The 26,061-nt window shown below is 48.0% G+C and carries 27 protein-coding genes; 18 read left to right on the top strand and 9 right to left on the bottom strand.

What is annotated here, in order from left to right; translation table 11 throughout:
• Positions 1-50: 50 nt before the first annotated feature.
• Complete coding sequence (locus tag ACHA8N_RS07850) at positions 51-1,229, top strand: helix-turn-helix domain-containing protein (RefSeq protein WP_393965359.1); 1,179 nt, start codon at positions 51-53, stop codon at positions 1,227-1,229.
• A 42-nt stretch (positions 1,230-1,271) separates the two neighbouring features.
• On the opposite strand, the gene ACHA8N_RS07845 is transcribed toward ACHA8N_RS07850, so the two are convergent.
• Entirely contained in the window at positions 1,272-2,702 is a 1,431-nt protein-coding gene (locus ACHA8N_RS07845; RefSeq protein ID WP_393965358.1) for a C40 family peptidase, read from the bottom strand.
• Between the two features lie 216 nt (positions 2,703-2,918).
• On the opposite strand from ACHA8N_RS07845, the gene ACHA8N_RS07840 reads away from it, so the two are divergent.
• Positions 2,919-4,631 carry an ABC transporter ATP-binding protein gene (locus tag ACHA8N_RS07840; RefSeq protein WP_393965357.1) on the top strand — a complete coding sequence of 571 codons (1,713 nt, stop codon included), beginning with the start codon at positions 2,919-2,921 and terminating at the stop codon, positions 4,629-4,631.
• 125 nt (positions 4,632-4,756) lie between these two features.
• On the top strand, positions 4,757-5,617 hold the full coding sequence (locus ACHA8N_RS07835; protein ID WP_393965356.1) for a DUF4003 family protein: 861 nt from the start codon (positions 4,757-4,759) through the stop codon (positions 5,615-5,617).
• Between the two features lie 62 nt (positions 5,618-5,679).
• Here the strand turns inward: ACHA8N_RS07835 and ACHA8N_RS07830 are convergent, their stop codons facing one another.
• Positions 5,680-6,927 (bottom strand): lysine N(6)-hydroxylase/L-ornithine N(5)-oxygenase family protein, encoded by a 1,248-nt coding sequence (locus ACHA8N_RS07830; RefSeq protein WP_393965355.1) that lies wholly within the window; start codon positions 6,925-6,927, stop codon positions 5,680-5,682.
• A gap of 78 nt (positions 6,928-7,005) precedes the next feature.
• Positions 7,006-8,136 carry a S1C family serine protease gene (locus tag ACHA8N_RS07825; RefSeq protein WP_393965354.1) on the bottom strand — a complete coding sequence of 377 codons (1,131 nt, stop codon included), beginning with the start codon at positions 8,134-8,136 and terminating at the stop codon, positions 7,006-7,008.
• Positions 8,137-8,345: 209 nt separating this feature from the next.
• Here ACHA8N_RS07825 and ACHA8N_RS07820 point away from each other — a divergent pair, with 209 nt between their 5' ends.
• Entirely contained in the window at positions 8,346-8,702 is a 357-nt protein-coding gene (locus ACHA8N_RS07820) for a DoxX family protein (RefSeq protein ID WP_393965353.1), read from the top strand.
• A 66-nt stretch (positions 8,703-8,768) separates the two neighbouring features.
• Here ACHA8N_RS07820 and ACHA8N_RS07815 read toward each other — a convergent pair whose 3' ends face one another.
• The gene (locus tag ACHA8N_RS07815) at positions 8,769-9,533 is read right to left on the bottom strand and encodes an SGNH/GDSL hydrolase family protein (protein WP_147512470.1); all 765 of its coding nucleotides are present in this window, start codon (positions 9,531-9,533) and stop codon (positions 8,769-8,771) included.
• Between the two features lie 126 nt (positions 9,534-9,659).
• Between ACHA8N_RS07815 and ACHA8N_RS07810 the strand changes: the two genes are divergently transcribed.
• The 4 genes from ACHA8N_RS07810 (at position 9,660) to hfq (ending at position 13,659) form a co-directional block, all read left to right on the top strand.
• On the top strand, positions 9,660-10,580 hold the full coding sequence (locus tag ACHA8N_RS07810) for an ABC transporter ATP-binding protein (protein ID WP_026828755.1): 921 nt from the start codon (positions 9,660-9,662) through the stop codon (positions 10,578-10,580).
• Complete coding sequence (locus ACHA8N_RS07805) at positions 10,573-11,571, top strand: ABC transporter permease (RefSeq protein WP_147512469.1); 999 nt, start codon at positions 10,573-10,575, stop codon at positions 11,569-11,571. Before ACHA8N_RS07810 ends, ACHA8N_RS07805 begins: the two co-directional genes overlap by 8 nt.
• Positions 11,572-12,023: 452 nt before the next feature.
• Positions 12,024-12,956, top strand: coding sequence for a tRNA (adenosine(37)-N6)-dimethylallyltransferase MiaA (miaA, locus tag ACHA8N_RS07800; RefSeq protein WP_393965352.1), 933 nt, complete (start codon positions 12,024-12,026; stop codon positions 12,954-12,956).
• A gap of 451 nt (positions 12,957-13,407) precedes the next feature.
• Positions 13,408-13,659 (top strand): RNA chaperone Hfq, encoded by a 252-nt coding sequence (gene hfq, locus ACHA8N_RS07795; RefSeq protein WP_012369981.1) that lies wholly within the window; start codon positions 13,408-13,410, stop codon positions 13,657-13,659.
• A 63-nt stretch (positions 13,660-13,722) separates the two neighbouring features.
• Here the strand turns inward: hfq and ACHA8N_RS07790 are convergent, their stop codons facing one another.
• A complete protein-coding gene (locus ACHA8N_RS07790; RefSeq protein WP_147512467.1) occupies positions 13,723-14,697 on the bottom strand; it encodes a tyrosine-type recombinase/integrase in 975 nt (324 codons plus the stop codon).
• Positions 14,698-14,834: 137 nt separating this feature from the next.
• Between ACHA8N_RS07790 and hflX the strand changes: the two genes are divergently transcribed.
• The 7 genes from hflX (at position 14,835) to ACHA8N_RS07755 (ending at position 20,406) form a co-directional block, all read left to right on the top strand.
• A complete protein-coding gene (hflX, locus tag ACHA8N_RS07785) occupies positions 14,835-16,076 on the top strand; it encodes a GTPase HflX (RefSeq protein WP_026828750.1) in 1,242 nt (413 codons plus the stop codon).
• A 2-nt stretch (positions 16,077-16,078) separates the two neighbouring features.
• Positions 16,079-17,356: a methionine gamma-lyase family protein gene (locus ACHA8N_RS07780; RefSeq protein ID WP_393965351.1), complete on the top strand. Its 1,278-nt coding sequence runs from the start codon at positions 16,079-16,081 to the stop codon at positions 17,354-17,356.
• A gap of 140 nt (positions 17,357-17,496) precedes the next feature.
• Positions 17,497-17,895, top strand: coding sequence for a MerR family transcriptional regulator (locus ACHA8N_RS07775; protein WP_147512465.1), 399 nt, complete (start codon positions 17,497-17,499; stop codon positions 17,893-17,895).
• A 45-nt stretch (positions 17,896-17,940) separates the two neighbouring features.
• Positions 17,941-19,287, top strand: coding sequence for a type I glutamate--ammonia ligase (gene glnA, locus ACHA8N_RS07770; protein ID WP_393965350.1), 1,347 nt, complete (start codon positions 17,941-17,943; stop codon positions 19,285-19,287).
• Between the two features lie 125 nt (positions 19,288-19,412).
• Complete coding sequence (locus tag ACHA8N_RS07765; RefSeq protein ID WP_393965349.1) at positions 19,413-19,859, top strand: hypothetical protein; 447 nt, start codon at positions 19,413-19,415, stop codon at positions 19,857-19,859.
• 62 nt (positions 19,860-19,921) lie between these two features.
• Positions 19,922-20,134: a (4Fe-4S)-binding protein gene (locus ACHA8N_RS07760; protein ID WP_393965348.1), complete on the top strand. Its 213-nt coding sequence runs from the start codon at positions 19,922-19,924 to the stop codon at positions 20,132-20,134.
• Complete coding sequence (locus ACHA8N_RS07755) at positions 20,134-20,406, top strand: GNAT family N-acetyltransferase (protein ID WP_393965347.1); 273 nt, start codon at positions 20,134-20,136, stop codon at positions 20,404-20,406. The genes ACHA8N_RS07760 and ACHA8N_RS07755 overlap by 1 nt, the downstream gene beginning before the upstream one ends.
• A 97-nt stretch (positions 20,407-20,503) precedes the next feature.
• Here ACHA8N_RS07755 and ACHA8N_RS07750 read toward each other — a convergent pair whose 3' ends face one another.
• Together ACHA8N_RS07750 and ACHA8N_RS07745 are read right to left on the bottom strand one after the other, a co-directional pair.
• Positions 20,504-20,830 carry an AzlD domain-containing protein gene (locus ACHA8N_RS07750; RefSeq protein ID WP_393965346.1) on the bottom strand — a complete coding sequence of 109 codons (327 nt, stop codon included), beginning with the start codon at positions 20,828-20,830 and terminating at the stop codon, positions 20,504-20,506.
• Complete coding sequence (locus ACHA8N_RS07745; protein WP_393965345.1) at positions 20,815-21,510, bottom strand: AzlC family ABC transporter permease; 696 nt, start codon at positions 21,508-21,510, stop codon at positions 20,815-20,817. The genes ACHA8N_RS07750 and ACHA8N_RS07745 overlap by 16 nt, the downstream gene beginning before the upstream one ends.
• Positions 21,511-21,677: 167 nt before the next feature.
• Here ACHA8N_RS07745 and dhaK point away from each other — a divergent pair, with 167 nt between their 5' ends.
• The 3 genes from dhaK to dhaM are packed head-to-tail and all read left to right on the top strand — an operon-like array spanning position 21,678 to position 23,627.
• On the top strand, positions 21,678-22,646 hold the full coding sequence (gene dhaK / locus ACHA8N_RS07740; RefSeq protein ID WP_026833391.1) for a dihydroxyacetone kinase subunit DhaK: 969 nt from the start codon (positions 21,678-21,680) through the stop codon (positions 22,644-22,646).
• A gap of 19 nt (positions 22,647-22,665) precedes the next feature.
• Positions 22,666-23,265: a dihydroxyacetone kinase subunit DhaL gene (gene dhaL / locus ACHA8N_RS07735; RefSeq protein ID WP_393965344.1), complete on the top strand. Its 600-nt coding sequence runs from the start codon at positions 22,666-22,668 to the stop codon at positions 23,263-23,265.
• Positions 23,262-23,627 carry a dihydroxyacetone kinase phosphoryl donor subunit DhaM gene (gene dhaM, locus ACHA8N_RS07730; protein WP_393965343.1) on the top strand — a complete coding sequence of 122 codons (366 nt, stop codon included), beginning with the start codon at positions 23,262-23,264 and terminating at the stop codon, positions 23,625-23,627. The genes dhaL and dhaM overlap by 4 nt, the downstream gene beginning before the upstream one ends.
• 110 nt (positions 23,628-23,737) lie before the next feature.
• Here the strand turns inward: dhaM and glpK are convergent, their stop codons facing one another.
• On the bottom strand, positions 23,738-25,255 hold the full coding sequence (gene glpK, locus ACHA8N_RS07725; protein WP_147512458.1) for a glycerol kinase GlpK: 1,518 nt from the start codon (positions 25,253-25,255) through the stop codon (positions 23,738-23,740).
• Positions 25,256-25,294: 39 nt separating this feature from the next.
• Positions 25,295-25,999, bottom strand: coding sequence for an MIP/aquaporin family protein (locus tag ACHA8N_RS07720; protein ID WP_147512457.1), 705 nt, complete (start codon positions 25,997-25,999; stop codon positions 25,295-25,297).
• Positions 26,000-26,061 lie beyond the last annotated feature (62 nt).

The following is a 26,061-nucleotide window of genomic DNA, read 5'->3' as shown; positions in this document are numbered from 1 at the left end:
ATATAAAAGTTAAATTAAATTGAACTTTATGTTCGGGTGAGGGTGACAAGATGCTGGGAACACGAATCAAAACATTACGAAAAACGCAAAAAATGACACAGTCGGAAGTCGCTGAAGGTATCATGACCAAATCGATGCTCAGCATGATCGAGAATGGAAAAGCAACACCGTCCTTGCCGGCGCTGCAACGGATTGCTGAACGGTTGCATGTCTCGGTGGACGAACTCCTGCTTGATCCGCGTGTGACAGAAATGAAGCAACTTTTGGAACAAATTGAGTCGCCGAAAAGTGAGTATTACAGTGAACAACAGGTCATTGAGATGTTAAGTCCATATCTTGATCCGGCCGTTCCTTCCTATTGGCAGGGGCAGATCTATCATAAATACGGTTTTGCTTTACGGTTTTTGAATCCGGAGGAAGGTCTTCGTTATTTTGAATTGGCATTTGATATTTTTAAAAATCTTGATCTACGGGATCAACAAATCGAAGTGCAAATTTCAAAAGTCTATTTCCTGTTTTTCCTGCGTCGGTATGAAGAGGCCTATCAATTGATTGATTCAATGATGGTCATTCAGGATATTCCGCTTTCGCATGAGACGTTTCTTGATTATCAGATGTTACAAGCACTTCGGGTCAGTGTGAAAGAGGACAACTGGACCGAGTCCATCGTCTTATTGCGGGAAGGAATTGCCTACATGCGAGAGAAAGGGGTTTATATTGAGGTCATTTCCTATCACCGTTTGCTGGCACTTTTCTTGAGTCTGACCGGGGACTATGCGTCGGCAAAAACTGAACTCGACAAATTGAATCATTTCTTTTTATTTACCGAAGCGAACGTGTATGAGCGTCTTCTCGTCGAATTGACGAAAGGAAGCATCGCGATTCATCAAAAAGACTATGCCGGCATTCGTTATGCCCGAGAACGCTTGGTAGAAGTCGATATCGAAGCCAGTTACCATTACATCGGACAATTTGAAGTTTATCTTTGTCTATGGCAAAAGGATAACTCGACATTTGATTTGCAGGACGCCGTAAAAAAAATCTGGGATAATGTACATATTTGGCGGGTCGCGAGCGAATATGATCTGTCGGAAATGTTACGGACGCTAGCCCTTGCGATGACGAAAGGCACCGGCCTTGAACACCGGGACGAAATCGAACGGATGACGGCGCCACTCTCACGAGGTTACTTCAAGGGGGAAATTGAGCAGCTATTAGCAAAAATCTAAAAAAACTCCGTCCGGAACAGTTTTCCGGGCGAAGTTTTCAAATCAAAGCGCTTTAAAACCAAGTAATTTTTGTGTCCAGTAGCGCTCAGACAGACGGCTGATGCCGAGTGACGGTGTATTGGCATGAATGAACTGATCGTTGTTCAACATGATGCCAATGTGGGTCGGACCTGCTGCGTACGTATTTTCAAAGAAAATGATGTCGCCGCGGACCGGTTGACGCAATTTCGATAACTTTTGACCGAGATAGCCGTCGTTGTTCCAATAGCCGTTGACATTTGTCCGGGCCACTTTGTAGCCGGATGTATTTAATGCATAGTTGATGAAACCGGAACAATCAAATCCACCGTTGACCGGACTACTTGAACCCCATACATATGGTGTTCCGAGATATTGTTGTCCGATGGAGATCGCTTTTTCCATAATATCCGATGCTGGAATTGTTGGCTTTGGCGGCGTAACCGGCGGTGTCACCGGAGCGGTGACGGAGCCTGTCGTGATGTAACTCTTCGCAATGTAGTAATAAGCCGTACCAATTTTAATCTGATACCACCCCGCGGATGTACCCGTCGTTTCACCCGAAACTTGAACCGTAGATCCGTGTGCAAGTTGGGTAAAGACAGTGGATGCCGTAGACGGAGCTGTCCGGACATTTAATCCGGTCGGTGCATTAACCGTGTAAGTTTTCGTTTGATCGACCGGAGTAACGGAGACGCCCGGTGCGGTGGGTGCTTCTTTTGTTGTTGCGAGAACGTAATTCGATGCCACGTAGACATTTTTTCCATCGAGCTGAACTTGGTACCAGGAATCAACGGCGCCAGTTACTTTCAGGACAGTTTTGTGTGCCAGTGTTTTATAAATAGATGCAGTCGCCGATGCGGACAGACGAGCGTTTAAGCCTTCTTTCGCATTGACTTCATACTGCTTCGACGTATCGACCGCTTTGACGGCTGTTGATACCGGAAGTGTGACGGGAGTTGTAGCAGCCGGTTTAGAACCTGTCGCAACCGTCGAGGTTTTTGCCGTGACGAGCGTTGTATGAACATAAGCTGATTTGTTGTTGTACTGGATTTCGTACCAGTCACCGGTCTTCTTTTTGACAGTTAAACTGACGTTTTTAGCGAGTTTACCAAGCGATTTCGAAGTCGTTGTCGCTTTCTCACGTACATTGACGGCCGAGGTGTTCGTTATGTAAGTCGTAGATGTCGTTGGTTTAGCCGGAACAGCCTTGACGTAAGCAGCTGTGATGAATGCTTTTTTAGATTGATGACGAATTTCATACCAGGATCCAGTCTTTTTGACGGCTGTGACGGTCGTCCCTTTTTTGAGAGTCGTAATCACAGGTGCGGAAGTTGTGGCAGCAGTGCGGATATTGACGTTATCTGTCAAGATGAGTGTCGTGGATGCAGCTTCGACGCCGGTTGCTGAACTGATCAGCGCAAGAGTCGTCAAAGTAAGAAAAGTCTTTTTCACGTAGTGTAGCTCCCTTCCAAAGATAGTGATTCTAGTTTAAATCTTATTCGAATCATTGTTACTAGTTTGTCATATAAATAGTGGAATTTACCTATTTTTAAAATATATTTTTAGGGTTAGATTTTCTAACCGCACGATGAAAACAATAAGAAATGAAAACAGGAACAGCGGACGATTATCTTGTACACTAAGAAAGAGATCAGAAGGAGGACTTATATGTTAAAACGGTTTTATCATTACTATATTCCGCACAAACGCTTGTTTTGGCTCGATTTTTCATCGGCCTTGTTCGTCGGATTGTTGGAACTGGCATTTCCACTCGCCGTCAAATGGTTCATTGATTCGTTGTTACCGAAAGGCGAATTAAACTGGATCATTCTCATTAGTGTCGGATTACTCGGATTGTATGTGATCAGTACGCTGATGCAGTTCGTCGTCAACTACTTTGGTCATAAACTCGGCATCAACATCGAGACGGATATGCGGCGGCAATTATTTGGTCACGTTCAAAAACAGTCGTTCCGTTTTTTTGACAATACAAAGACCGGTCACATCATGAGCCGGATTACGAATGATCTGTTCGATATTGGCGAACTGGCCCACCATGGTCCGGAAGATGCCTTCATTGCCGTCATGACGCTGCTTGGTGCTTTTTCGATCATGCTGACGATTAACGTGCCACTCGCACTCGTCACGATCATTGCCGTGCCATTCTTGATTTGGCTGATCAGTTATGCCAATGTCCGGATGAACCGATCGTGGGACCGGATGTATGGCAATATCGCTGAAGTCAACTCCCGGGTCGAGGATAGTGTGTCCGGCATTCGTGTCGTGCAGTCCTTTACGAACGAAGCTCACGAAGTAGCACGTTTTGAACAAGACAACACGACGTTCCGGCAGTCAAAGATTAATGCGTATAAAGTCATGAGCACGAGTTTGTCGGGTATTTACTTGACGACACGTCTGATGACCCTTGCCGTGCTGGTCGTCGGTGCTTACCTCAGTTACACCAAAAAACTCAGTTACGGGGAACTTGTCGGATTTATCCTCTATATGAATATTCTACTCAAACCGATTGATAAGATTACAGCCCTGCTGGAGTTATATCCAAAAGGAATGGCCGGATTTAAACGTTTTCTGGAAATGATTGATCATGATGAAGAACTGAAAGATGCCCCGGATGCGATTCATGTATCAACATTACGTGGTGCGATTCGGTTTGATGATGTCAGCTTTGGTTACGAAGCCGAGCGTCTGATTTTAAAAGACATCAGTCTGACCGTTGAACCGGGACAGACGATTGCCTTTGTCGGGACATCGGGTGCGGGGAAAACAACGATTTGTTCTTTAATTCCGCGATTTTACGATGTACTCGACGGAGCGATTACGATCGATGGAATTGATATCCGTCACATGACGAAAGCTTCACTCCGGCAACAAATCGGAATCGTTCAACAAGATGTCTTTTTGTTTTCCGGTACAATTGCCGAAAATATCTCGTATGGAGATTTGACGGCAAGTCGTTCCGATGTCATTGAGGCAGCGGAACGGGCACATCTCGGACAGATGATTGCCGATTTACCGGAGGGGTACGATACGCAAATCGGGGAGCGGGGCTTGAAGTTATCCGGCGGACAAAAACAGCGGTTGGCAATTGCCCGGATGTTCTTAAAAAATCCACCAATTTTGATTTTAGATGAAGCGACGTCGGCCCTCGATACCGAGACGGAAGCCATCATCCAAGAGTCGCTCGCTGAATTATCAAAAGATCGTACGACATTGATCATTGCCCACCGTTTGGCGACAATTCGTCAAGCGGACCGCATTTTAGTTGTCACGAAAGACGGGATCGTCGAAGACGGAACACATGAAGAATTAGTCGAAAACGGCGGATACTTCTCACGCCTTCTTGAAAAGCAACGTGTTTAACCTAAAGGGAAACCGGATCGCCTGAAAGCGAATCTGGTTTCCCTTTAGTTGTCTGTCCGCTACAGAAGAAAAGCGGAATGATTTTACAAGAAGCGGGAACATATAAGGGAAGGGAGGGCAGGCATATGTATGGGCTGTTTTGCGAAAATTATAATGAGACGTATGCGACGCTGCACGGCGAATCATCGCATGACTTTCACCGTTTCTTTGCGTTGTCGTATACGATTCATGAGACCGGATTTAATCAAGCATCGTACGACCGAATGATACAAATCATCAAGAAGAAGACAACCCGTTTTTCAGCGCTCCGAAGCCGTTACACGCCACTGTTGATTTCACATATTCAATTGAACAGTGTTGAACCGGAACGATTGCTTGAACGTGTGATTGAAGCAGAACGGCATATTAAACGACGTTTCATCAAAGAAAAGGCCGTGCGTCCTTTTTTTGCACTCGGGGAAGTGTTAAATCGTGAACAAGGAATCGATGCCTTTCCGATCGTCGAGCGGCTGCGTGAAACGCGACCTGTCCTCAATCTTGCCAAACAATACGTGGTGACATCAACGTTGATGGAGACAGGGAGCTTGCCGCCGGATTTTATCGAAGTAGTCGACGAAGCGGAGCGGTGGCTTGAACGATGGATGGCGCCGTCGAGTGAACGCTTAATGACGGCACAGATTCTTGCAGCGTCTTCATCATTGTCAAATCAAAAAAAGCGGATCCAGATTTGGTGTGAAATGCTTGAAGAGCGTGAAATCCGAATTTGGGACCGGATTTTTCCACTCCTTGCGTTACTTGAGACGACCGAGCGGGTCGACATGATTTATGTGACCCGGATTGTTGATCGGGAACGGTCACGGAACCGGTTTTCAGATGAAGTCAACTGGCTGATTGCCTTTCATTTGTTGCTGGCGAAATCAGGGAACAGTCGTCTGCAGTCGGCTTTATTGATTTTGGCAACACTCGAATTGACAAAAAAACCATGATGTAATCCAGATGAAAATGATCCTCAGCGAGTTGGCTGAGGATCATTTGAGATTTCTGACAATCAAGTAAACGTCGTGAATGTCGCATGCTGTTCCACCGGATACAATTCTTTGCCGGCCACATCATTTAAAATCAACTGATTGCGTGAGACGGACATTCCGAGGTTATCGGCAGCCGGTCCGTGTGACAGTTCAAGATTCGTCGTCGCATACAAGTGATGGTTTGTGGAAACGGTTCGGCTGATACGGTAGTTGGCATCGACCTTCCAAGCATTTTCTGCCTCAAATGCGATATCGAGACGGCTGATGAAGCGGGGCAGAGAGGGAATGAAACCGGTCGCTGCCACGACGGCTCCGGTTTTTGAAGTCCGTTGATCGTTCAGTTCCGTATGCCGCATGTTGATCGTGAAATGTGAATCACGTGTGATGGCATCGACCTCAAGATTTGCGCGGATGTGGACGCGGGCTTCTTCATCCGGTGCCAAGTCGTATAAATGTTCGTAAATCGCTTGTAACGTCTCCGGACTGATTCCATTTTGCGACCGAGTGAATTTGGCAACGGCTTCTTGACGGGTTGTTAACGGCAGACTGTTGAAATAACGAACGTAACTCGGAGAAAAAATTTCTTCCCCCAGTTTTCCGGTCTCGAGCGTTTCGAAAATCGTTGAGCGGGAAATCCATTCGAGTTCGAAGGTTTCCGGACGGTCACTCGTCAACAGGTCGAGGAAAATTTCGGCTGCGCTTTGACCGGAGCCGACGATGCTGAGTTTTTCCTGTTGCAGAATGGTGTCTTTTTGCATGACATATTGAGTGTTGTGGATGACACCTGAGTCAAAGCTTTCTGGAATCGATGGTTTGGAGCCGGTGCCGAGTACGACATTCCGCGTTTCGTAAGTCGTCCGTTTACCGGTCGCGACTTCTTCGACCAAGACTTCATAACTGTCACCGGTATCCTGAATATCGATGACACGAGTTGAAAAATGCAGATCTTCGAGCTGCGTTGAGACCCATTTCAAATAGGCATTGTACTCCTGACGGGAAATCAATAATTTTTCATAAAAATAAAAGGTATGCAAACGGTTGATGGATCGCAAGTAGTTTAAGTACGTAAAAGGACTCGTTGGATCGGCGAGTGTGACAAGATCCGAAATGAAGCTCGTCTGCATCATCGAGTCCTTAATCATCATCCCGGGATGCCATGAAAATTGTTCGCTTTCATCAAAAAATAACGTGCGTAAAGGTGTCGGATGAGCCAGAGCACTTAACCCTAAATTCATTGGTCCGATTCCTACCCCAATCAAATCATACATAAAAAAAGCCTCCCAATCGATATTGTTCTAAAACAATACCCGATATAGGAGGGGGTTGAAACGTACCATGTCAATTGCTTACAGTTGATCGGTCGTCGTTGTTTTCGTTGAGACCGTTATTTTTTTACCGTCTCGGATGATTGTCAGTGTGACATTTCCATCCGATTTGATGAGGGCGGTTTTGATGTCGACAAAGCTTTTAATGTCTTCGTTGTTGATTTTTGTGATGACGTCGCCGGTTTTAAGTTTAGCCGAGGCGGCAGGACTGTTTGGTTCAACCGACATGACGACGACACCTGTTTTTTGTGATTCCGGCAACTGGACTTGATCGAGCAGGTAACCGGCCGGGAATGCCGACACATCCTGGAGCGCGACGCCGAGCGTCGGGTGTTTCACTTCGCCGTCGGTCTCGAGCTGTTTTAAAATCGGCAGTGCATCATCAATCGGGATACTGAAACCAACGCCTTCAACACCGGTTTCGGCAATTTTCATTGAGTTGATCCCGACCAGTTGACCTTGTTCATTGATTAACGCTCCACCGGAATTCCCGGGGTTGATGGCGGCATCTGTTTGGATGACCGTCGTATTGAAGTCATCCTGTCCATCCTTATTCGTATCAACAGGTACGGTCCGGTCGTTTGAGCTGACAATTCCTCGGGTGACGGAGTTTTGGAACTCACCAAGCGGGTTCCCGATGGCGAGGACCGTTTGTCCGGCTTTTAAGTCTGCTGATTTTCCGAGTGTGATGACGGACGGGACATCTTTTGCCTCGACTTCGAGGACTGCGAGGTCATACGTCTCGTCACTGCCCAATAGTTTGGCACTGATCGTTTTTCCGTTGTTTAAAGTCACATCCAGTTTCGAAGCGCCGTCGACGACGTGATGATTGGTGATGATGTAAGCTTTGCCGTCTGATTTTTTATAAATGACGCCTGATCCGGATCCTGCTGCCGCTTCTTCCTGACTCATCGAATTGCCTGACTGATAGTTCGTGACCGTCACGACGGATTTTTGTGCTGTTGCGACCGCATTCGTTACCGGATCACTCGTTGTCGTCGAAATTTGTTTTGGCATCCCGTTTGATAAAGGCGTGTCAGCGACTTGTTGTTCTTGATCCATCAAAATCGGAAAGGCGACCGTTGCGGTAAGTACGGCACCGATGATGCCTCCGGTCAGTCCCGGTAAAAGTTGTCTCGTTTTTCCTGCCATCAAAATCAATCCTTTCGTGTGTGTTGTTCTGTCCTTAATGTATCAGATTCATCTGCGGGAAATGAAATTACGGTCGTTTTTCCGAAATGACTCATCATTCCCCACAATTTGACGACAATCTCAAACAGTTGAGCGAAGGCGGGGAGTTCGGTACACTGAGTGTGTTTCGTACTTAGTAACAAACTTAGTCACAAAGGGAGATGTTTCAGATGAAGTATGTACTGCGTGTGTTGTATGGTGGCGGCTTGCTGTTCGCCGGGATCGGTCATTTTCGAAATGAAAAGGGATTTGTTAAGATTATGCCCGCTTTCATCCCGTTTAAACGCTTTTTCGTACAACTGACAGGGGTCATCGAAGTATTGTACGGGCTGATGTTACTGTCAGGTCGCGGCGTCGACATCGTCCGCAAGACATTACCGGGCTTCCTCTATGCCGTCTTGCCGGCAAACATCAACATGGCGGTTAATCCAAAACCAATCAACGGGAAAACATTGCCGGGCTGGGCTTTATGGACACGCCTGCCGTTGCAGTGGGTGTTGATTGCACTTGCTAAACGTTTGAAATAAAGAGTATTGATTCTATAAAAAAAGGGTTACCGGAGCACAGATGCCGCTCCAGGTAACCCTTTTTGTTTAAAAACGTTTTTCGACAGCAAGAATGGCTGCGTTGGCGATGTCTTCATATGTGGCATCGTTTGGATGGAACTGGTCGCTTGATAGATCACGTTTGACATCACGTACGAGGTTAAACGTATCGATGATTTCAATATCATGTTTGAGACCGAGTGTCCGTGATTTAGCGTTCCACTCTTGAACGATGGCGTCAAACGCTTCTCCATTTTCGCTTGCGCGGAAAGGATTATACAGTCCGACATAGAAGATGACGGCATCCGGATTTTCTTCCCGTAAGATGCTGAAGGTTTTTGCCAGATTGTTTTGAGCAGTCTCAATCGTGGCTGCTGTTTTTTTGGCATCAAAGTTTGCGACACCTTCACCGCGGTTAAACAAATCATTCCCGCCGATTGTCACCGAGATGACTTTTGCTTGCGACAATGTCCGACGGACTTCTTTTTGCTCGAGTTGTTTTAAGAGATCCTCCGTCCGTGCTCCGCTGACGGCTAGATTTTGGAAACGTTCGACACGATCGTTTTTGACAAGATCGCGACCGACGATGGCGGCATAACTGTTTCCGTTTGAGGCACCGACACCACGTGTCAGGGAGTCACCCAGCGCGACATACGTCCCGCCTTTTTTGACCGGTTCTTCCTTGGTTGGAGTCAAGACGGCTCGTTTTGGTGGATTGACGACATCGTTATAGGCACTGGCGAAACCGTACCCGAAGACTGCCGTTAGAATAAGAGAAACTACTAAAAAAAGTGGCCAAACATATCGTTTCATGAACCGTTCCTCCTTTTGCTGTTACTATGATTGTAGCAAAACTTTTCGAAATGTGCGGTTTTGAAGTGTTCCAATAAGGTAAATCATTCATTATTCCGCTAGAATAGATACTAAGAGGTGAGAGACGTGAAACCAACTGTAAAATTAGAATCAGTCACAAAGGTCATTGGAAAAAAGACAATCATCGATAATATTTCATTTGAAATCTTCCCAGGTGAAGTCTTTGGATTCCTCGGACCAAACGGTGCCGGGAAGACGACGACCATCCGGATGCTCGTCGGTCTGATTAAACCGACATCAGGAAAAATTACCGTGTGCGACTTTGATGTGCGCAAACAATTTGTGCAAGCGATGCAACGAATCGGTTCGATCGTTGAAAACCCGGAGCTCTATAAATATTTAACGGGGCGCGAAAATCTGCAAGTCTTTTCACGGATGTTACCAAACGTCGATGAGGCCCGGATTCAAGAAGTCATCGACTTGGTCGATTTGACAGCGCGGGTCGACGATCAAGTCCGGACGTATTCCCTTGGGATGCGTCAGCGTCTCGGGATTGCCCAAGCCTTGCTTGGCCGTCCGGATGTCTTGATTCTTGACGAACCGACGAACGGACTCGATCCGATGGGAATCCGTGATTTACGTCAGTTCATCCGGAAGTTAGTGGATGAGACCGGATTATCGGTCCTCGTCTCGAGCCATATCCTGGCGGAAATTGAGATGTTGGCGGATCGTGTCGCCATCATGAGTTACGGGAAAATCGTTCAAGTCGGAACGGTCAAGGAACTGGTTGAATCGCTTGCACCGGGTGTTGACTGGCGTGTCGATGATGCCTTTAAGGCGAACGAGATCCTGTCGGCGTCTCCTGACGTCCAAGTCTCGGAAATTGTTGATGCGAACACTGTCCATACGTTAATGGACGCCAGCAAGACACCAACGCTCAATAAACAATTGTTTGAAGCGGGCGTCGAAGTGTGGACGATCGAACGGAAAGTCCAGACGCTCGAAGATCTCTTCATCACATTGACAGGAGGAGATCACATTGCGTAATCCGAACATGCTCGGACTGATCCGAAACGAAGTCATGAAGATTGCCTCGAAAAAACGGTTTGCCGTCGTCGCCATCATCTTAGTTGTCCTCGTCTCGATGTTTACGTATGCCCAGTACCGGGACATTCAAGAGCAAATCAAGAAACAAGGCACACTCGACTGGCGTGTCGAATTGCAACAAGATATCGTCGATACGCAAAACCGTTTGGCCTCAAGCAGCATTCAAGACGAGTTTCGTCAGTTTCTTGAGTTTGACTTAAAACAAAATCAATACTATCTCGACAATGACATCAATCCGAACTATCCGGGGGCACCAACCTTCATCCGGATCTTCTTCTCCCAAGGATTGACGCTGATTCTCCCGCTCTTCATCATCGTCATCATGGCGGATATCGTCAGCGGGGAGCAAAATGACGGAACGATCAAGACCTTACTGTCGCGTCCCGTCCGGCGTTGGAAAATTTTGATGGCGAAATGGCTGACAACGTTGTTGTATACATCGATGCTGATGGCCCTGACCGCCGCCGTCTGTTATGCGATCTCCGGAATCGTCCTTGGATATGACGGGTGGACCGCGCCGATACTGACCGGTTTCCAAGCCTCACCGAGCGGAACGTTCTCGACCGAATTCGTGCATACGATTCCGATGTGGGAATATCTGTTGATGGCAATCGGTCTCGCCTGGATCGTCACAGCCGTCGTTGCGACAATCGCCTTAATGGTGTCGGTTCTGGTCAAGAACACAGCAACCGGTATCGGAATCATGATGGCTGTCTTGATTTCCGGAACATTGTTGACGACACTTGGTTCAAGCTGGACGAGTTCGAAATATCTCGTCAATGTGAACTTTGGGTTAATCAACTATCTTGATGGACAAGCACCACCGATTGAAGGAATGACGTTACCGTTCTCGCTCGCTGTCTTACTCTGTTGGACAATCGGTGCGTTGATCGTGGCGTTCTGGAACTTCACGCAAAAAGATATGTACTGATACACGACAAGAAAGCCCCTTCTCCATAACGGAAAAGGGGCTTTTTGCAGATGTCGGGCATCTGCGTGGAATCAAGAGGGGAATCCCTCTTCAAAGAAGCCGATGCAGGTCAGCTTCTGCGCTACGTAACAATCGTACTTTTATCATAGCGATTCCAGTAATTGGTGTCAAACCTGCTTGAAAGGGTTTACGAACGCCCGGATTTGTCAAAAGGTATGTAAAGACGACAGAGGAGGTGCCAAAAATGGCTGATTGGGGAATTATGCTGACAGGTTTAGTCATTTGTGGATGGTGTGTATTTAGTGCGGTATACGACGATTTCATCCGCCGTGTGTAACAGAACTCATTGAACCGTCTCCTTTCATAAGGCGGCGGTTTTTTTGTCGTGTCTGAGCTGGAGGCAGATATGATACACTGACTACAAACACGTATAAGCTAGGAATGGTGATGTCATGAGTAAACAACCCGTCATCGTCATCGTTGGACCGACCGCCGTCGGAAAAACGAAGACAGGGATTGAATTAGCAAAAAAATTAAACGGCGAAATCATTTCGGGTGACTCCGTTCAAGTCTACAAACAGATGGACATCGGATCAGCGAAGGTGACGCATGAAGAAATGGAAGGGATTCCGCATCATTTGCTCGATCTGGTGGATCCGGACGACGAGATGAGTGTCGCCCGTTTTCAGACGTTGGCGCGAGCTGCAATCGATGAGATCGCGGCAAAAGGCAAGTTGCCGATCATCGTCGGCGGGACAGGGCTTTATATCCGGGCGATTTTGTATGATTATCAATTTACAGTTCAGGCGGAAGATAAGGCATTACGGCAGGAGTTGGAACAGTTCGCCAAAGATGAGGGCGCGCAAGCCCTCCATAATCGGTTACGGCAGCTGGATGCAACCCGGGCAGATGCGATTCATCCGAACAATGTCCAACGGGTCGTCCGGGCGATTGAAGTCGCGATGAGCGGGCAAACACAAGTCTCAGGCAGCGAACCGAGTTTGTACGACAGTCTGTTGTTTGTCCTACATATGGCGGACCGGGACCAATTGTATGCCCGGATCGACCAGCGTGTCGACCTGATGCTCGAACAAGGACTGCTGACGGAAGTCGAGCAACTGGTCGCAGCCGGTTACAAGGAGACGAAAGCGATGCAGGCAATCGGCTATAAGGAAATCATGCCTGTGCTCGACGGCGCGCCGCTTGAGCCGGCTGTCGACGCATTAAAGCGGAATACCCGCCGCTTTGCGAAGCGTCAATTGACGTGGTTCCGTCATCAATTTGACGGAAATTGGGTTGAAATGGGAAGGCTTTCATTTGAAGAAAACTTCAAAATTATCTATGATAGAACAGTAGGGTTCCTGAAAGCGGTTAAATCGGAGTAGCCTGAAGAGAAAAACAGTTGAACTACCTCCACCTACGCTATGCTAAGAGGTGAGGGATTCCTGAGTTATCCGACCTATTGGTCGGAAATTTATCAGGCTAACCCCGTCGTCCCGACGGTTGGATTTTAATCTTGTCAGTTTCTTTTGTGCGGACGCCTACTCTGCTTGGTTTTCGCTACTTCAGTCATCCGCAAGCTGAACGTTGAAGATTTTACGTGACAGACGAACTTCCTGTCACAACCCTATACCTTCAGTTTTCAAAGAACACGACATATTATTTATTCCTGGTTTTAAGTGTTTTCAAACCGAGAACGTCGGACAATTGACGTGTCGTAAGACACGCCTTGTCCGAAGGTGATTCATCTCAAACCTACGCTGGGCTTCGCCCGAGACGCTTAGAGGTGAGAGTATTCTCGCCTAATTTTGATAAAAAGAGGGGGCACGGGGGCTTATGAAAGCGACGTACAACATTCAAGACTATTTTTTAAATCAGTTACGAAAAGATTCGGTTCCGACGACAGTGTTTTTAATCAGTGGGTATCAGTTACGGGGATTGATTAAATCGTTTGATAACTTCACGGTCATTTTAGAATCGGAAGGTAAACAGCAATTGATTTACAAACACGCGATCTCGACGTTCGCACCGGCACGTAACGTGACGTTGTATGAACAAGAGACGGAAACGGAAGAAGTCACACGTTAAAAAAAGACGGCCGGGGGGCCGCCTACTTGATGGAGCAACGCTGCGGCGTTGCTCCTTTTTTTGTTACAACAAATCTTTCAGCTCGTCGACCGCTTCCGCATACCGTCTCAGTGAAACTTCTTTATAGAGGCACGTCTTCGTCAACCGTTCCTCTTTCGTCAACTCCTCGAGATACGTTCCGAGGATGAAGCTGTTGCGTAACATAGACGGGGTAATGATCCGTTTATTGTCCGACCGTTCATTCAACTGGCGCATCATCTTCGTGATCATGACGATCGACAATTGTTTCGGGGCATTTTTGCTGTAGACCCAGCGGAATGTCATCCGTGAGAAATCAAAGGCGACAAAAAACGGATCGGTCGAGTGGTACCGCGGACGGACCGGTTCCGGTATCGTCTTTAAATACGTGAGCATCAGGTCCTGATCGTCACGTTCGAGGTGGAGCAGGTACGCATTGCCGAGCCGGTCGTGGACCGTCATCTCGCGTTGCGCAAAATTCAAGTCCTGCATCTTCAGACCGATGATATGGTGAACCCGAAGACCGTACCGGTAAAAGAGCCGTAAAATCAATTCGTTGCGGTCGATCAAGTAGGGACGGGCGACGAGTTGGTGATCCGTCAGTCCGCGGTCCGACCGGTTCGTCCGGATCAATTGTTCGTATTCAGCAAGGGACGCGACATGTTGCGGCGTCAGCTCGTGCGTCGGCTGGGCGTATTCGATCAGTTTTGATTTTGTCTGACGGATTTGATAGTTGACCTGGTTGAGGACACTGACGATTCGGGCGACGGTCGCCTGTTGGTACAGTTTCTCCTCGATTAAATACTCGTTGATGAACGTTTTCCACGTCTCAATCGGAATCGCCTTGAAGTCGTCGATCGTCTCGAGTGGTTGGTCGACTTCGGTCATGTAGCGGTGGATTTCAATCAAATCGTAGCGGTACCGACGGATCGTCGAATCCTGTCGGCCGCTTGCGCTCAGGAAAAACAGATACCGTTCGATGAATTCCGGCAAAGTATAATCGAGTCGTTCTCGTGCCATAACGGACCTCCTATTTTTAGTACTTTTCTTTATGATAAACCGAACGGATGTTTCCTGTCCAAAATAGTTCAGAGGACAGGGTGCATGTGGTATGATTAGGGACGCAGAAGGTTTGTTATTTTGAAAGGAATGATTATATGTCAGAACGCGTCATCGTCGTCGGTTGTCAGCTCCCCGGTGTACCGGATCATATCTATGAAGAATCGGTCGCGGAGCTTGAAGCACTCGTTACGACTGCGCACGCCGTCGTGGTAGGGCGACTCGATCAAAAGCGTCAATCGATCGACCGCCGGACGTTTATCGGAAAAGGGAAGGTCGAGGAACTTGTCGCGTTAGCGCAGGAACTCGAACCGGATTTGATTATTTTTAATGCAGAAGTCACACCGGGTCAGATGAAAAACATCCGGATTGCTCTTGAAGATCCGGAATCGATCAAATTGATCGACCGGACACAATTGATTCTCGACATCTTCGCCGGACGTGCCCAGTCACGCGAAGGGAAGTTGCAAGTCGAACTCGCTCAGATGAGTTACCTGTTGCCGCGTTTAAGCGGTCAGGGCACACAACTGTCGCGGCTCGGCGGCGGAATCGGGACACGTGGTCCGGGTGAATCGAAACTTGAGACCGACCGTCGGCACATCCGCCGTCGTGTGGATGAAATCAAGAAGCAACTCGAAACATCCGTCGCCCACCGCGCCCGGTACCGGGAACGCCGGAAAGAAAACCAGACGTTCCAAATCGCACTGGTCGGATATACGAATGCCGGGAAATCAACGATTTTCAATCGGTTGACGAATGCCGACACTTACGAGAAAAACGAATTGTTCGCGACACTTGATCCGTTGACACGTCAGTTTGACTTACCGGAAGGCGGACAGATTCTGCTGACCGACACGGTCGGATTCATTCAGGACCTGCCGACGAAATTGATTGCCGCGTTCCGCTCGACACTCGAAGAAGTGCTCGAAGCCGATTTGATCATTCACGTCATCGATGCATCAAGCGAGCATTATCTCAATCAGATGCAGACGACAAATGATGTGCTCGACGAACTTGGTGCCGGTGACATCCCACAACTCGAAGTCTTTAATAAAAAAGACCAGTTGACGGACTTGTTCACGGGCGGAAAATTGCTGATTTCCGCTCTTGATCCGGCGGATATCGAGCGGCTGACCGTCGAAATCGAAAAAGCAATCAGTGAGATTCTCGAATATCTCGAAATCCGGATTCCAGTCAATGCGTTTGCGCATTACAATCCGGCCAAAGAAGTGATGATGAATTTAACAGAACAATATGAAGAGGACGGCTCCGTGACCTTAAAAGGCTATTTACGCAAGGATACGCGCCTTTACTCGACATTGAAACAATACGAGGTGTAAGCATGTTTACAGAGTTAACGCATTATGAAACAATCCGTCCGTTCGTCGAGCAGGCGGAAGAAAAAATCGCACCGGGAATCCGCAAGGCGCAGCAAGTCGCGGAACACAACCAGTTCCGTGTCCTGAATGCGTTTCGAGAGCACAAAGTGAGTGATTTCCACTTCATGCCGTCGACCGGTTACGGTTACAACGACGATGGACGCGATAATCTCGAGCGGATTTACGCATCGGTCTTCGGTGCGGAAGCCGGTCTGTGCCGGGCGCAGATCATCAGCGGGACCCATGCGATCGGCATCGCCTTGTTCGGTTTATTGTTGCCGGGGGATGAACTGTTGTATATCACCGGAAAACCGTACGATACACTCGAAGAAATCGTCGGTATCCGCGGTGACGGACGCGGCTCCTTAAAAGAACTCGGTGTCACCTATGACGTCGTCGAGATGAAGCAGGCGGAAACGATTGATCTTGAGGCGGTCCTCGCCCGAATTACGGACAAGACAAAAGTCGTCGGGATTCAGCGTTCAAAAGGATACGCGACGCGTCGCAGTTTACCGGTCGCCGAGATTGGTGAAGCCATCACAGCGATCAAAGCAAAATATCCCCACGTCATCATCTTCGTCGACAATTGTTACGGAGAATTCGTCGAGACGATTGAACCGACCCATGTCGGTGCCGATTTAATGGCGGGGTCACTGATCAAGAATCCGGGCGGTGGTCTTGCGAAGACGGGTGGTTATCTCGTCGGACGCCGTGATTTGATCGAACGGGCGTCGTTCCGGATGACGACACCGGGAATTGGGGCGGAGGCAGGTCCCTCGCTCTATTCGCTCCAAGACATGTACCAAGGTTTCTTCATGGCACCGCATACGGTCAGTCAGGCGTTGATGGGAGCGATGTTCACCTCGAGCATGATGGAACAGTTCGGCTTCGATACGGCTCCGCATTACGCCGCTGAACGAACGGACTTGATTCAATCGGTCTCCTTCCATGCACCGGAGCCGATGATTGCCTTTTGTCAGGCGATTCAAGCGGCATCTCCCGTCAATGCGCAAGCCTTGCCGATTCCGGACTATATGCCCGGATATGCCGATGATGTCATCATGGCTGCCGGGACGTTCATTCAAGGATCGTCGATTGAGTTATCGGCAGATGGTCCGATCCGGGCGCCGTATACAGCATATGTCCAGGGCGGGCTGACGTACAGTCACGTCAAAATCGCCATCGTCTCGGCCGTCAATCAATTAATGGAACAACAACTGATTCAAACACAACAGGTTTAAAATAATTGCTTGATGTGAAAAGACCTCTGTTACGCAGGACGTCTGACTTGTAAGAAAGTGATGTTAACTTTCCTTACATCTCTTGACAACTTGCCTTACAGAGGTTTATTCTCATGAGGTAAGGAAAAAGGAGGAACGAAATGGCAGACTTATCACGACAGTCCAAGCCACTATTCCCCATCGGAGTCGTTCAAGAGTTGACCGCGTTATCTGCCCGACAAATCCGATATTACGAAGAACAGGGATTGATCAAGCCGGAGCGGACAGAGACGAAGCGTCGCCTCTATTCGTTTAACGATGTGGATCGCTTGTTGTCGATCAAGGAATATTTGGATCAAGGGCTCAATATCGCAGGGATCAAGATGATTTTTGACAATGATCTCGTCAAACGGGAACGAGTTGCGGAGAAGGTTGTCACGACCCGTCCGGAATTATCTGATGGCGAATTATATAAACTCCTGAAAAACGAATTGCAGGAAGCAGGGCGACATGGAAAAACGTCACTCATCCAAGGTGAGCTCGGACGGTTTTTCAAGTAAGTGCCTGTTACCATATAAAAAAGAGCCGGAGAGGGGATTTGTCACATGACACGTCGCAACATTACACGAGAAGACATTATGAAAATCGCTAAAGCTGAGGATGTACGTTTTATTCGTCTACAATTCACAGATATCCTCGGTACAATCAAGAACGTTGAAATTCCAGTCAGTCAACTGGAAAAAGCACTTGATAACAAAATGATGTTCGATGGTTCATCAATCGAAGGATTTGTTCGCATTGAAGAATCAGATATGTATCTCTTCCCAGACCTCAACACATGGGTCGTCTTCCCATGGACAGAAGACGGAACGGGTAAAGTTGCACGACTCATCTGTGACATCTACAATCCAGATGGCACACCGTTTGCTGGAGATCCGCGTGGTCAACTCAAACGGGTACTTAAAGAAATGGAAGAGCTTGGTTTCTCTTCATTCAATGTTGGTCCTGAGCCGGAATTCTTCTTGTTCAAGAAGGATGCGAACGGTCGTCCGACACTTGAGTTAAATGACCAAGGTGGTTACTTCGACCTCGCACCAGTCGACCTCGGCGAAAACTGCCGTAAAGAAATCGTAATCGAGCTTGAGAACATGGGCTTTGAAATCGAAGCATCTCACCATGAAGTCGCACCAGGACAACATGAAATCGACTTCAAATATGCAGATGCCATCACGACGGCGGATAATATCCAAACGTTCAAACTCGTCGTCAAAACGATTGCGGCGAAACATAATCTTCACGCAACATTCATGCCGAAGCCGCTTTACGGGGTCAACGGTTCAGGGATGCATGCTAACATGTCTCTCTTTAAAGGCAAAGAAAACGTCTTCTTCGACGAAGGTAACAGCAACATGCAACTTTCGGATGATGCCCGTTCGTTCACAGCAGGTATCTTGAAGCACGCCCGTGCCTTCACAGCTGTCTGTAACCCGACAGTCAACTCGTACAAGCGTCTTGTGCCTGGTTATGAAGCACCTTGCTACGTCGCATGGTCAGCACGTAACCGTTCACCACTCGTTCGTGTACCGGCAGCCCGCGGTCTCTCAACACGGATCGAAGTTCGTTCAGTTGACCCGGCAGCAAACCCGTACTTGGCACTTGCGACATTGCTCGCTTCAGGTCTTGATGGAATCAAGAACAACTTGAAAGCACCGGCTCCGATCGACCGTAACATCTACGTGATGGACAAACCGGAACGTGTCGCAAACGGGATTGACGATCTTCCGTCAACACTCAGCCACGCACTTGAAGTCTTGAAAGCGGATGACGTCGTCATGCACGCACTCGGCGATCATATTGCAGAGCACTTCATCGAACTCAAAGAAATCGAATGGGATATGTTCCGGACGCAAGTTACGGAATGGGAACGCGATCAGTATATGGTCTTGTTCTAATCCATCTAAAAAAGGCTTCCAGACTTCGATCTGGAGGCTTTTTTTTGCTGATTGGACAGGAAACTTCAGTTATTTCATTGAAAAGAAAATAAGAGGAACTGGAAAGAGGGAAAGGAGAGGCTGTCATGAAAGAAGTCGTCAAACGAAAAGTACTGGTTAGTTTCATGACGAGTCCGCCGCTCGTCATTATATATTTGCTCATGTATCCTGATGATGACTTAAAAATCTGGGAACGTAATCTGTTTGAGACCATCTATTCAGCGTTTACGTTGGTCGTGACGCTGTCGTTTTATATGACTGTGCTGTTCCTGATGATTGGTGTTCCATTCTCATTATTAATCGATCGTCTTGTTCGATCAGTAAAGCGCCCTGTTAGATGGTCATTCGCTTTGCATGTGCTCGCGGGCAGTCTGACGATTCTTACAGTTATGGGATGGAATTTGTATCCGGATATCCTAGATGAAGGTGTTTTTCTGAGAGTCTTCGCGTTCTGTGTGTTTCCCGCAGGTTCCTTCTACATGTGCGAATATATACTGCGGTTGCGTGAAATAATTCGTCGTCAAGAAAACTAAACGGCAGGATTGGTGACAAGAACGGCGAATCGAAAGAGATACAGATTAAGGAGGCGTTTTAAATGAAAAAGAGGTATGAAGGAACAGGTATCACGGTCTATTTTGATGCCGACATCTGCGTACATTCCGGTCATTGTGTGAAGAGTCTGCCGACGGTCTTTGATGTCAAAAAACGTCCGTGGATTGAAGCGGACGGGGCACCAGTCGAAGATGTCATGCGGGTCGTCGACGGATGTCCGAGCGGCGCCTTATCTTACGAACGGAGGGAAGCTTAATGGAATTAAAACGAGGAGACCAAAAGATTGAAGCCTATCTAGATAATCAAGCTGTTGGAGAGATCACGTACAGTGATACAAGAGGCGGTAAATGGATCATTGACCACACGTATGTCGACCCGAAGCACCGGAACCAACAAATTGGCGAACAACTGGTCAAAGCGATTGTCGAGTGGGCGCGGGAAGAAAAGGTCAAGTTGTTGCCGCTTTGTCCGTTTGCAAAACGGGAGTTTGAGCAGACACCGGATTATGAGGATGTATCCGCTGAATAAAGAAATCGATACAAACACTCATTTATAGAAAGGCGAGGGCAGTGGGTTTACATCCACTGCCCTTGTCTTGTTTCAAAAGTATCGTTCGCTTCTACTCCTACAGAAAAAAGCGGATCAGTGCCATCGACACGACACCGGTGATGACCGTGAAGGAAAGACTTTTGCTGGTCAGTGCGACAAGGACTGTCGGTACCGATGCTGCGAGGTGGAGAGAAGACAGTGTGGGATAATCATCGCTTTGAGCAAGCAGCAGGTTCTGAAAAAACAAAGCGCTGAGCAGGCAGATTGGGATGAACGATAACCACTCGGTCAACAGGCTGGGCAATGTCAATCCATGCATCAGCAGAAACGGCAAAATCCGTGGAATCAATGTGACAAGACCACAGGCGGCGAAAAGAAGTAAGAGCTCTAAGCGGATTTCCATCGTGAGATCACCACTCCTATGCTGGCGGCTACCATCGTCGAAAACAAAACAGCGAGTTCCGGTGTGAGGTAGCGCATCGATATGTACAACAACAAGAAAACGAGTACCAGTAAAATTCCGTTTACGGCAACACGTGACCGTTCACTTTCAAGCTGCAGGTAGAGCAAGCCAATAAACATCGCCGTCAAAGCAAAGTCCAGTCCGAACCGTTCCGGATTCGGGAACCAACTGCCGACGAGCGCACCGAGGACGGTCGAGGCAATCCAACTGAAGTAAGCGGTCAGATTCAATCCGTGCATGAATTTAGCATCGATTTGTTGTTTTAAAGAAGTATTCATGGCAACGGCAAATGATTCATCGGTCAGCAGGGCGCCGATTCCGAACTGGTCGAACCGGTTTCGGCTTGCGACACGCGGAGCGAGTGTCATACTCATCAGAAGATGCCTGGAATTGACGATAAAGGTCGTCAAGATGATGGCAGAAAAGGGACTGTTTAACAGTAACAGACTTGTAATGATGAACTGAGCGGCACCGGCATAAATCAAGATGGACATCAAGCCGATTTCAAGCGGACTGAGTCCGGCGGCGCGCCCGACGATGCCGGCGGAAAAACCGATTCCAAGATAACCGAGAACGGTCGGAAGACAGGCTTTGATCCCTGCTTGAAACGAGCTGGTCATGTGACAGGACTCCTTTCGGTGTAGTGTGTTATCAGCATAGCATTCTGAAAACTGATTGGAAACAAAGTGGTCAATATTTTCATATGTTTCCTTGACATAAGTCGACCCGATTGGTGGTAAAGGGTAAGTGGTACGGCAAAAATTCGTTAGACGAAGGGGCGTTCAAGATGGATAAATTAATGCAAGATGCGAATCGGTTTGTCTCGGATATGGTCGATGGTCTCGTTTTAGCACATCCCGATCTTTATGCGAAAGTCGACGGAGTCAATGTCATCAAACGGAAAGAACCATTAAACGGAAAAGTGGCCCTTGTGTCCGGGGGAGGAAGTGGTCACGAACCGGCCCATGCCGGATTTATCGGTGACGGGATGCTGGCAGCAGCCGTTTGCGGCGAAGTCTTCACTTCCCCGACACCGGATATGGTCCTAGAAGGAATCAAGGCAGCAGACGGTGGAAAAGGGGTTCTGCTCGTCGTCAAAAACTATTCCGGTGACGTCATGAACTTTGATATGGCGAAAGAGTTGGCGGAACTCGAAGACATCGAAGTCGAGACGGTCATTGTCAACGATGATATCGCCATCAAAAAAGAAGAGGACCGCCGAGGTGTCGCCGGGACGATTTTTGTTCATAAGATTGCCGGAGCAGCAGCGGCAGAAGGCAAGTCGCTGGCGGAAGTCAAAGCGGTCGCGGAAAAAGTGATTGCTGGCGTTCGCTCAATCGGAATGGCATTATCACCTTGTTATATGCCGGAGAGCGGAAAACCAGGCTTTGATCTTCACGAAGACGAGATGGAAATCGGGATTGGGATTCACGGGGAAAAAGGACTCGAACGGAAACCGATTGCCTCCGTCGAAGCGATCGTGACGGAATTACTGGATCGGCTGACAGCGGAAGTATCGGACAAAAAAGTCGCGGTGATGGTGAATGGAATGGGTGGAACGCCGGTTTCGGAACTGTATATCACGTACAAGTATGTTGCGGAACAATTGCAGGCGAAAGGATATGACATCGTCCGACCATTCGTCGGTAATTATATGACATCGCTTGAAATGCATGGTTTCTCGATCACCTTGCTTCCGGTGGACGACGAACTGGTCGGCTACTTGGACGCCAAAACAAACGCGATTGGATTCTAACTAGAAGAGGTGCAGACAGATGAAGTTATCAACGGAAACATTTCGAGAGGCATTACTCGAAGCTGCAAAACAAATCGAGCAGCATAAAGACGAATTAACGGATCTCGACCGGGAAATCGGTGACGGCGATCATGGCATCAACATGTCCCGCGGCTTCCAAGCGGTTGAGAAGGAACTCGAGGCGCAGACAGAGTATGAAGATCTCGGCGCGTTATCCAAACAAGTTGGGATGACGTTGATCAAGACGGTCGGAGGCGCTTCCGGACCGCTCTATGGGACGGCATTCGTCAAGTTTGCCGGAGCCTTCAAAGGAAAAACCGAAGCGGAAGGCGATGAGTTGGCAGCTGCTTTCAAAGAAGCGACGGACGGGATTAAGATGCGCGGAAAATCGGAGTTCGGGCAAAAGACGATGGTCGATATCTGGACACCATTTTATGAAGCGCTCGAGCAACAAACTGATTTAAATCAAACGCTGGATCAAGCATTGACAGATACAAAAGAACGGGTCGCAACAAAAGGACGGGCTTCTTATTTTGGTGAGGCGACGGTTGGTGTTCAAGATCCCGGTTCACTGTCCAGTGCTTTGTTATTACGTGCGATCGTGGAGGTGCTTCGATGATTAACTTGATTTTGGTTTCCCACAGCGAGAAGTTAGCTGCTGGTCTAAAAGAATTATTGGCTGAGATGGCACCGGATACGCCGGTATTGCTCGCAGCAGGGCTTGCAGATGGCAGTATCGGGACCGATGCATCACGAATCGAAGAAACGATGAATGAACTGACCGATGACGGATTGATTTTAACGGATATCGGTTCAGCGACGATGAACGCAGAACTTGCGCTCGAGTTGTACAGTGGGGACCGGAGTGTGCAGTTCGTCGAGGCCCCACTTGTCGAGGGTGCTTTTTTAGCAGCAGTCTTAAGCGGACAATCCAAGTCGTTAGATGAAATCGCCACCGGCGTGAAGTCTGAATTTGGATGAACGTTTTTTATAGAGGGTCAAAACAAGCGTGCTCCAGAACGACGGAGCACGCTTGTTTCATGGAGTATAAAAAACTGACGTTCCGCTAGGGGAACGTCAGGAATATCGAGTTACGCATTAACTTCTTTTTTGCTTGGTTTAAACGCCATCGTCGCTTCCACCGCTTTTTGCCAACCGGCATAACGTTGTTCACGATCATTTTCTTCCATCTCTGGTTTGAACTGACGGTTGAGTTTCCATTGCTTTTTGATTTCCGCTTTATCTTTCCAGTAGCCAACCGCTAAGCCTGCGAGGTAAGCAGCACCGAGGGCAGTTGTTTCGTTGATTTCCGGACGATCGACTGGGACGCCCAGAATATCTGACTGGAACTGCATCAAGAAGTCGTTTGAAACCGCACCACCATCAACACGCAATGTTTTTAGTTCGATGCCTGAATCTTTTTCCATCGCTGTCAAGACATCACGTGTCTGATAAGCGAGTGACTCGAGTGTCGCGCGGACGAAATGTTCTTTATCCGTTCCACGTGTTAAGCCGAAGATGGCTCCGCGAACGTCGCTATCCCAGTAAGGGGCACCGAGTCCGACGAAGGCAGGGACGACATAAACGCCTTCTGTTGAATCAACTTTTAACGCATAGCCTTCTGAATCCTTCGCGTTTTTTAACATCCGTAAGCCATCGCGCAACCACTGAATTGCTGATCCGGCAACGAAGATCGATCCTTCGAGTGCATATTCGACTTTACCGTCAACACCCCAAGCGATTGTCGTCAGTAGACCGTGGTCAGAAGAAACAGCCTTTTCACCGGTGTTCATCAGCATGAAGCAACCTGTACCGTATGTGTTTTTTCCTTCACCTGGTTCGAAACATGTTTGACCGAAGAGGGCAGCTTGTTGGTCACCGGCAATACCAGCGATGGGGACTTCAAAGCCGAAGAAGTGGTACGGAACCGTATTGTCATACACTTCGCTCGATTGACGTACTTCCGGCAACATCGATTTTGGAACTGTCAGGATTTCAAGCAACTCGTCATCCCATTTTTGCTCGTAAATGTTATACATCAGCGTTCGTGATGCGTTGGTATAGTCCGTGATATGCGTTTTGCCGCCGGACAGTTTCCAGACGAGCCACGTATCGATTGTACCGAAGAGAAGTTCTCCGTTTTCTGCTTGTTCACGTGCGCCTTCGACGTTATCGAGAATCCATTTGACTTTTGTTCCCGAGAAGTACGCATCGATCAATAAACCTGTTTTATCGCGGAATTTCTGATTGAGCCCTTGTGCATTCAACTCATCACAGATACCGGATGTTTGACGGGATTGCCAGACGAGCGCGTGATAGACCGGCTTACCTGTTTCTTTGTTCCAAACGACCGTCGTTTCACGCTGGTTCGTAATTCCGATACTAGCGATTTCACTTGGTTTAATATCAGCCGTTCCGAGGGCGTCAGCCATGACAGCGAGGATCGAACCCCAGATTTCATTGGCATCATGCTCTACCCAGCCTGGTTGCGGGAAGTATTGTTTGAACTCCCGTTGTGCCGAGTTGACGATTTGACCATCGTGATCAAAGATGATGGCACGTGAGCTGGTCGTTCCTTGGTCGAGTGCTAAGATATACTTGTTTTCCATTGTAAAATCCCCCTTGAGATATAGGTGTCAACGCTAGAATCAGTTTTGTAACAGTTGATAAAGGAGAACGGCAACTCCGCCGCCGACGATTGGACCAACAATCGGAATCCACGAGTAGCTCCAATCAGATGATCCTTTGTTTGGAATCGGTAAAATGGCATGGGCAATCCGCGGTCCAAGGTCACGGGCCGGGTTGATGGCATACCCTGTTGTACCACCAAGTGAGAGACCGATGACAACGACGAGTAGACCGACGATCAATGGTTTAAGACCGTCACCAAACGTCGTCAGACCAAATGACAGAATTCCGAATACCAAGACGAATGTACCGATGATTTCCGAAATCAAGTTTGAAGGTGTGTGACGAATCGCAGGTCCCGTTGCAAACACGCCTAATTTTGCTGCTTGATCATCAGTCGCTTCAAAATGTTTCATATAATGAAGCCAAACAAGTACGGCACCGATGAATGCCCCGATCAATTGACCGGCGATGTAGACAGGTACATCAGCCCACGGTAAATCGGAATTCATGGCAAGCGCCAATGTCAATGCAGGATTTAGGTGTGCGCCACTGGCTGCTGCGATGTAGGCTGCAGTCATGACGGCGAGACCCCAAGCAAATGTGATGACGATCCAGCCGCTGTTCTCAGATTTCGTCTTTTTCAAGACAACCCCTGCAACGACTCCATCCCCGAGCAAAATCAGAATCATGGTTCCAATCAGCTCACTAGTAAAATTACTCATGCAAAAACCCTCCCTTTGGATTGAAGCAGATATTGGCCTTTCCATTTAAACCTACATCTAAT

This window comes from Exiguobacterium sp. S22-S28, from assembly GCF_043359615.1.
In the GTDB taxonomy this organism is placed as follows: domain Bacteria; phylum Bacillota; class Bacilli; order Exiguobacteriales; family Exiguobacteriaceae; genus Exiguobacterium_A.
This window is presented reverse-complemented; position numbering and strand designations above follow the sequence as displayed.

Coding starts and splice junctions, on each gene's coding strand:
- ACHA8N_RS07850 (WP_393965359.1), top strand. CDS start 51: ATGCTGGGAACACGAATCAAAACATTACGAAAAACGCAAAAAATGACA.
- ACHA8N_RS07840 (WP_393965357.1), top strand. CDS start 2,919: ATGTTAAAACGGTTTTATCATTACTATATTCCGCACAAACGCTTGTTT.
- ACHA8N_RS07835 (WP_393965356.1), top strand. CDS start 4,757: ATGTATGGGCTGTTTTGCGAAAATTATAATGAGACGTATGCGACGCTG.
- ACHA8N_RS07830 (WP_393965355.1), bottom strand. CDS start 6,927: ATGTATGATTTGATTGGGGTAGGAATCGGACCAATGAATTTAGGGTTA.
- ACHA8N_RS07825 (WP_393965354.1), bottom strand. CDS start 8,136: ATGGCAGGAAAAACGAGACAACTTTTACCGGGACTGACCGGAGGCATC.
- ACHA8N_RS07820 (WP_393965353.1), top strand. CDS start 8,346: ATGAAGTATGTACTGCGTGTGTTGTATGGTGGCGGCTTGCTGTTCGCC.
- ACHA8N_RS07815 (WP_147512470.1), bottom strand. CDS start 9,533: ATGAAACGATATGTTTGGCCACTTTTTTTAGTAGTTTCTCTTATTCTA.
- miaA (WP_393965352.1), top strand. CDS start 12,024: ATGAGTAAACAACCCGTCATCGTCATCGTTGGACCGACCGCCGTCGGA.
- hfq (WP_012369981.1), top strand. CDS start 13,408: ATGAAAGCGACGTACAACATTCAAGACTATTTTTTAAATCAGTTACGA.
- ACHA8N_RS07790 (WP_147512467.1), bottom strand. CDS start 14,697: ATGGCACGAGAACGACTCGATTATACTTTGCCGGAATTCATCGAACGG.
- hflX (WP_026828750.1), top strand. CDS start 14,835: ATGTCAGAACGCGTCATCGTCGTCGGTTGTCAGCTCCCCGGTGTACCG.
- ACHA8N_RS07780 (WP_393965351.1), top strand. CDS start 16,079: ATGTTTACAGAGTTAACGCATTATGAAACAATCCGTCCGTTCGTCGAG.
- ACHA8N_RS07775 (WP_147512465.1), top strand. CDS start 17,497: ATGGCAGACTTATCACGACAGTCCAAGCCACTATTCCCCATCGGAGTC.
- glnA (WP_393965350.1), top strand. CDS start 17,941: ATGACACGTCGCAACATTACACGAGAAGACATTATGAAAATCGCTAAA.
- ACHA8N_RS07765 (WP_393965349.1), top strand. CDS start 19,413: ATGAAAGAAGTCGTCAAACGAAAAGTACTGGTTAGTTTCATGACGAGT.
- ACHA8N_RS07760 (WP_393965348.1), top strand. CDS start 19,922: ATGAAAAAGAGGTATGAAGGAACAGGTATCACGGTCTATTTTGATGCC.
- ACHA8N_RS07755 (WP_393965347.1), top strand. CDS start 20,134: ATGGAATTAAAACGAGGAGACCAAAAGATTGAAGCCTATCTAGATAAT.
- ACHA8N_RS07750 (WP_393965346.1), bottom strand. CDS start 20,830: ATGGAAATCCGCTTAGAGCTCTTACTTCTTTTCGCCGCCTGTGGTCTT.
- ACHA8N_RS07745 (WP_393965345.1), bottom strand. CDS start 21,510: ATGACCAGCTCGTTTCAAGCAGGGATCAAAGCCTGTCTTCCGACCGTT.
- dhaK (WP_026833391.1), top strand. CDS start 21,678: ATGGATAAATTAATGCAAGATGCGAATCGGTTTGTCTCGGATATGGTC.
- dhaL (WP_393965344.1), top strand. CDS start 22,666: ATGAAGTTATCAACGGAAACATTTCGAGAGGCATTACTCGAAGCTGCA.
- dhaM (WP_393965343.1), top strand. CDS start 23,262: ATGATTAACTTGATTTTGGTTTCCCACAGCGAGAAGTTAGCTGCTGGT.
- glpK (WP_147512458.1), bottom strand. CDS start 25,255: ATGGAAAACAAGTATATCTTAGCACTCGACCAAGGAACGACCAGCTCA.
- ACHA8N_RS07720 (WP_147512457.1), bottom strand. CDS start 25,999: ATGAGTAATTTTACTAGTGAGCTGATTGGAACCATGATTCTGATTTTG.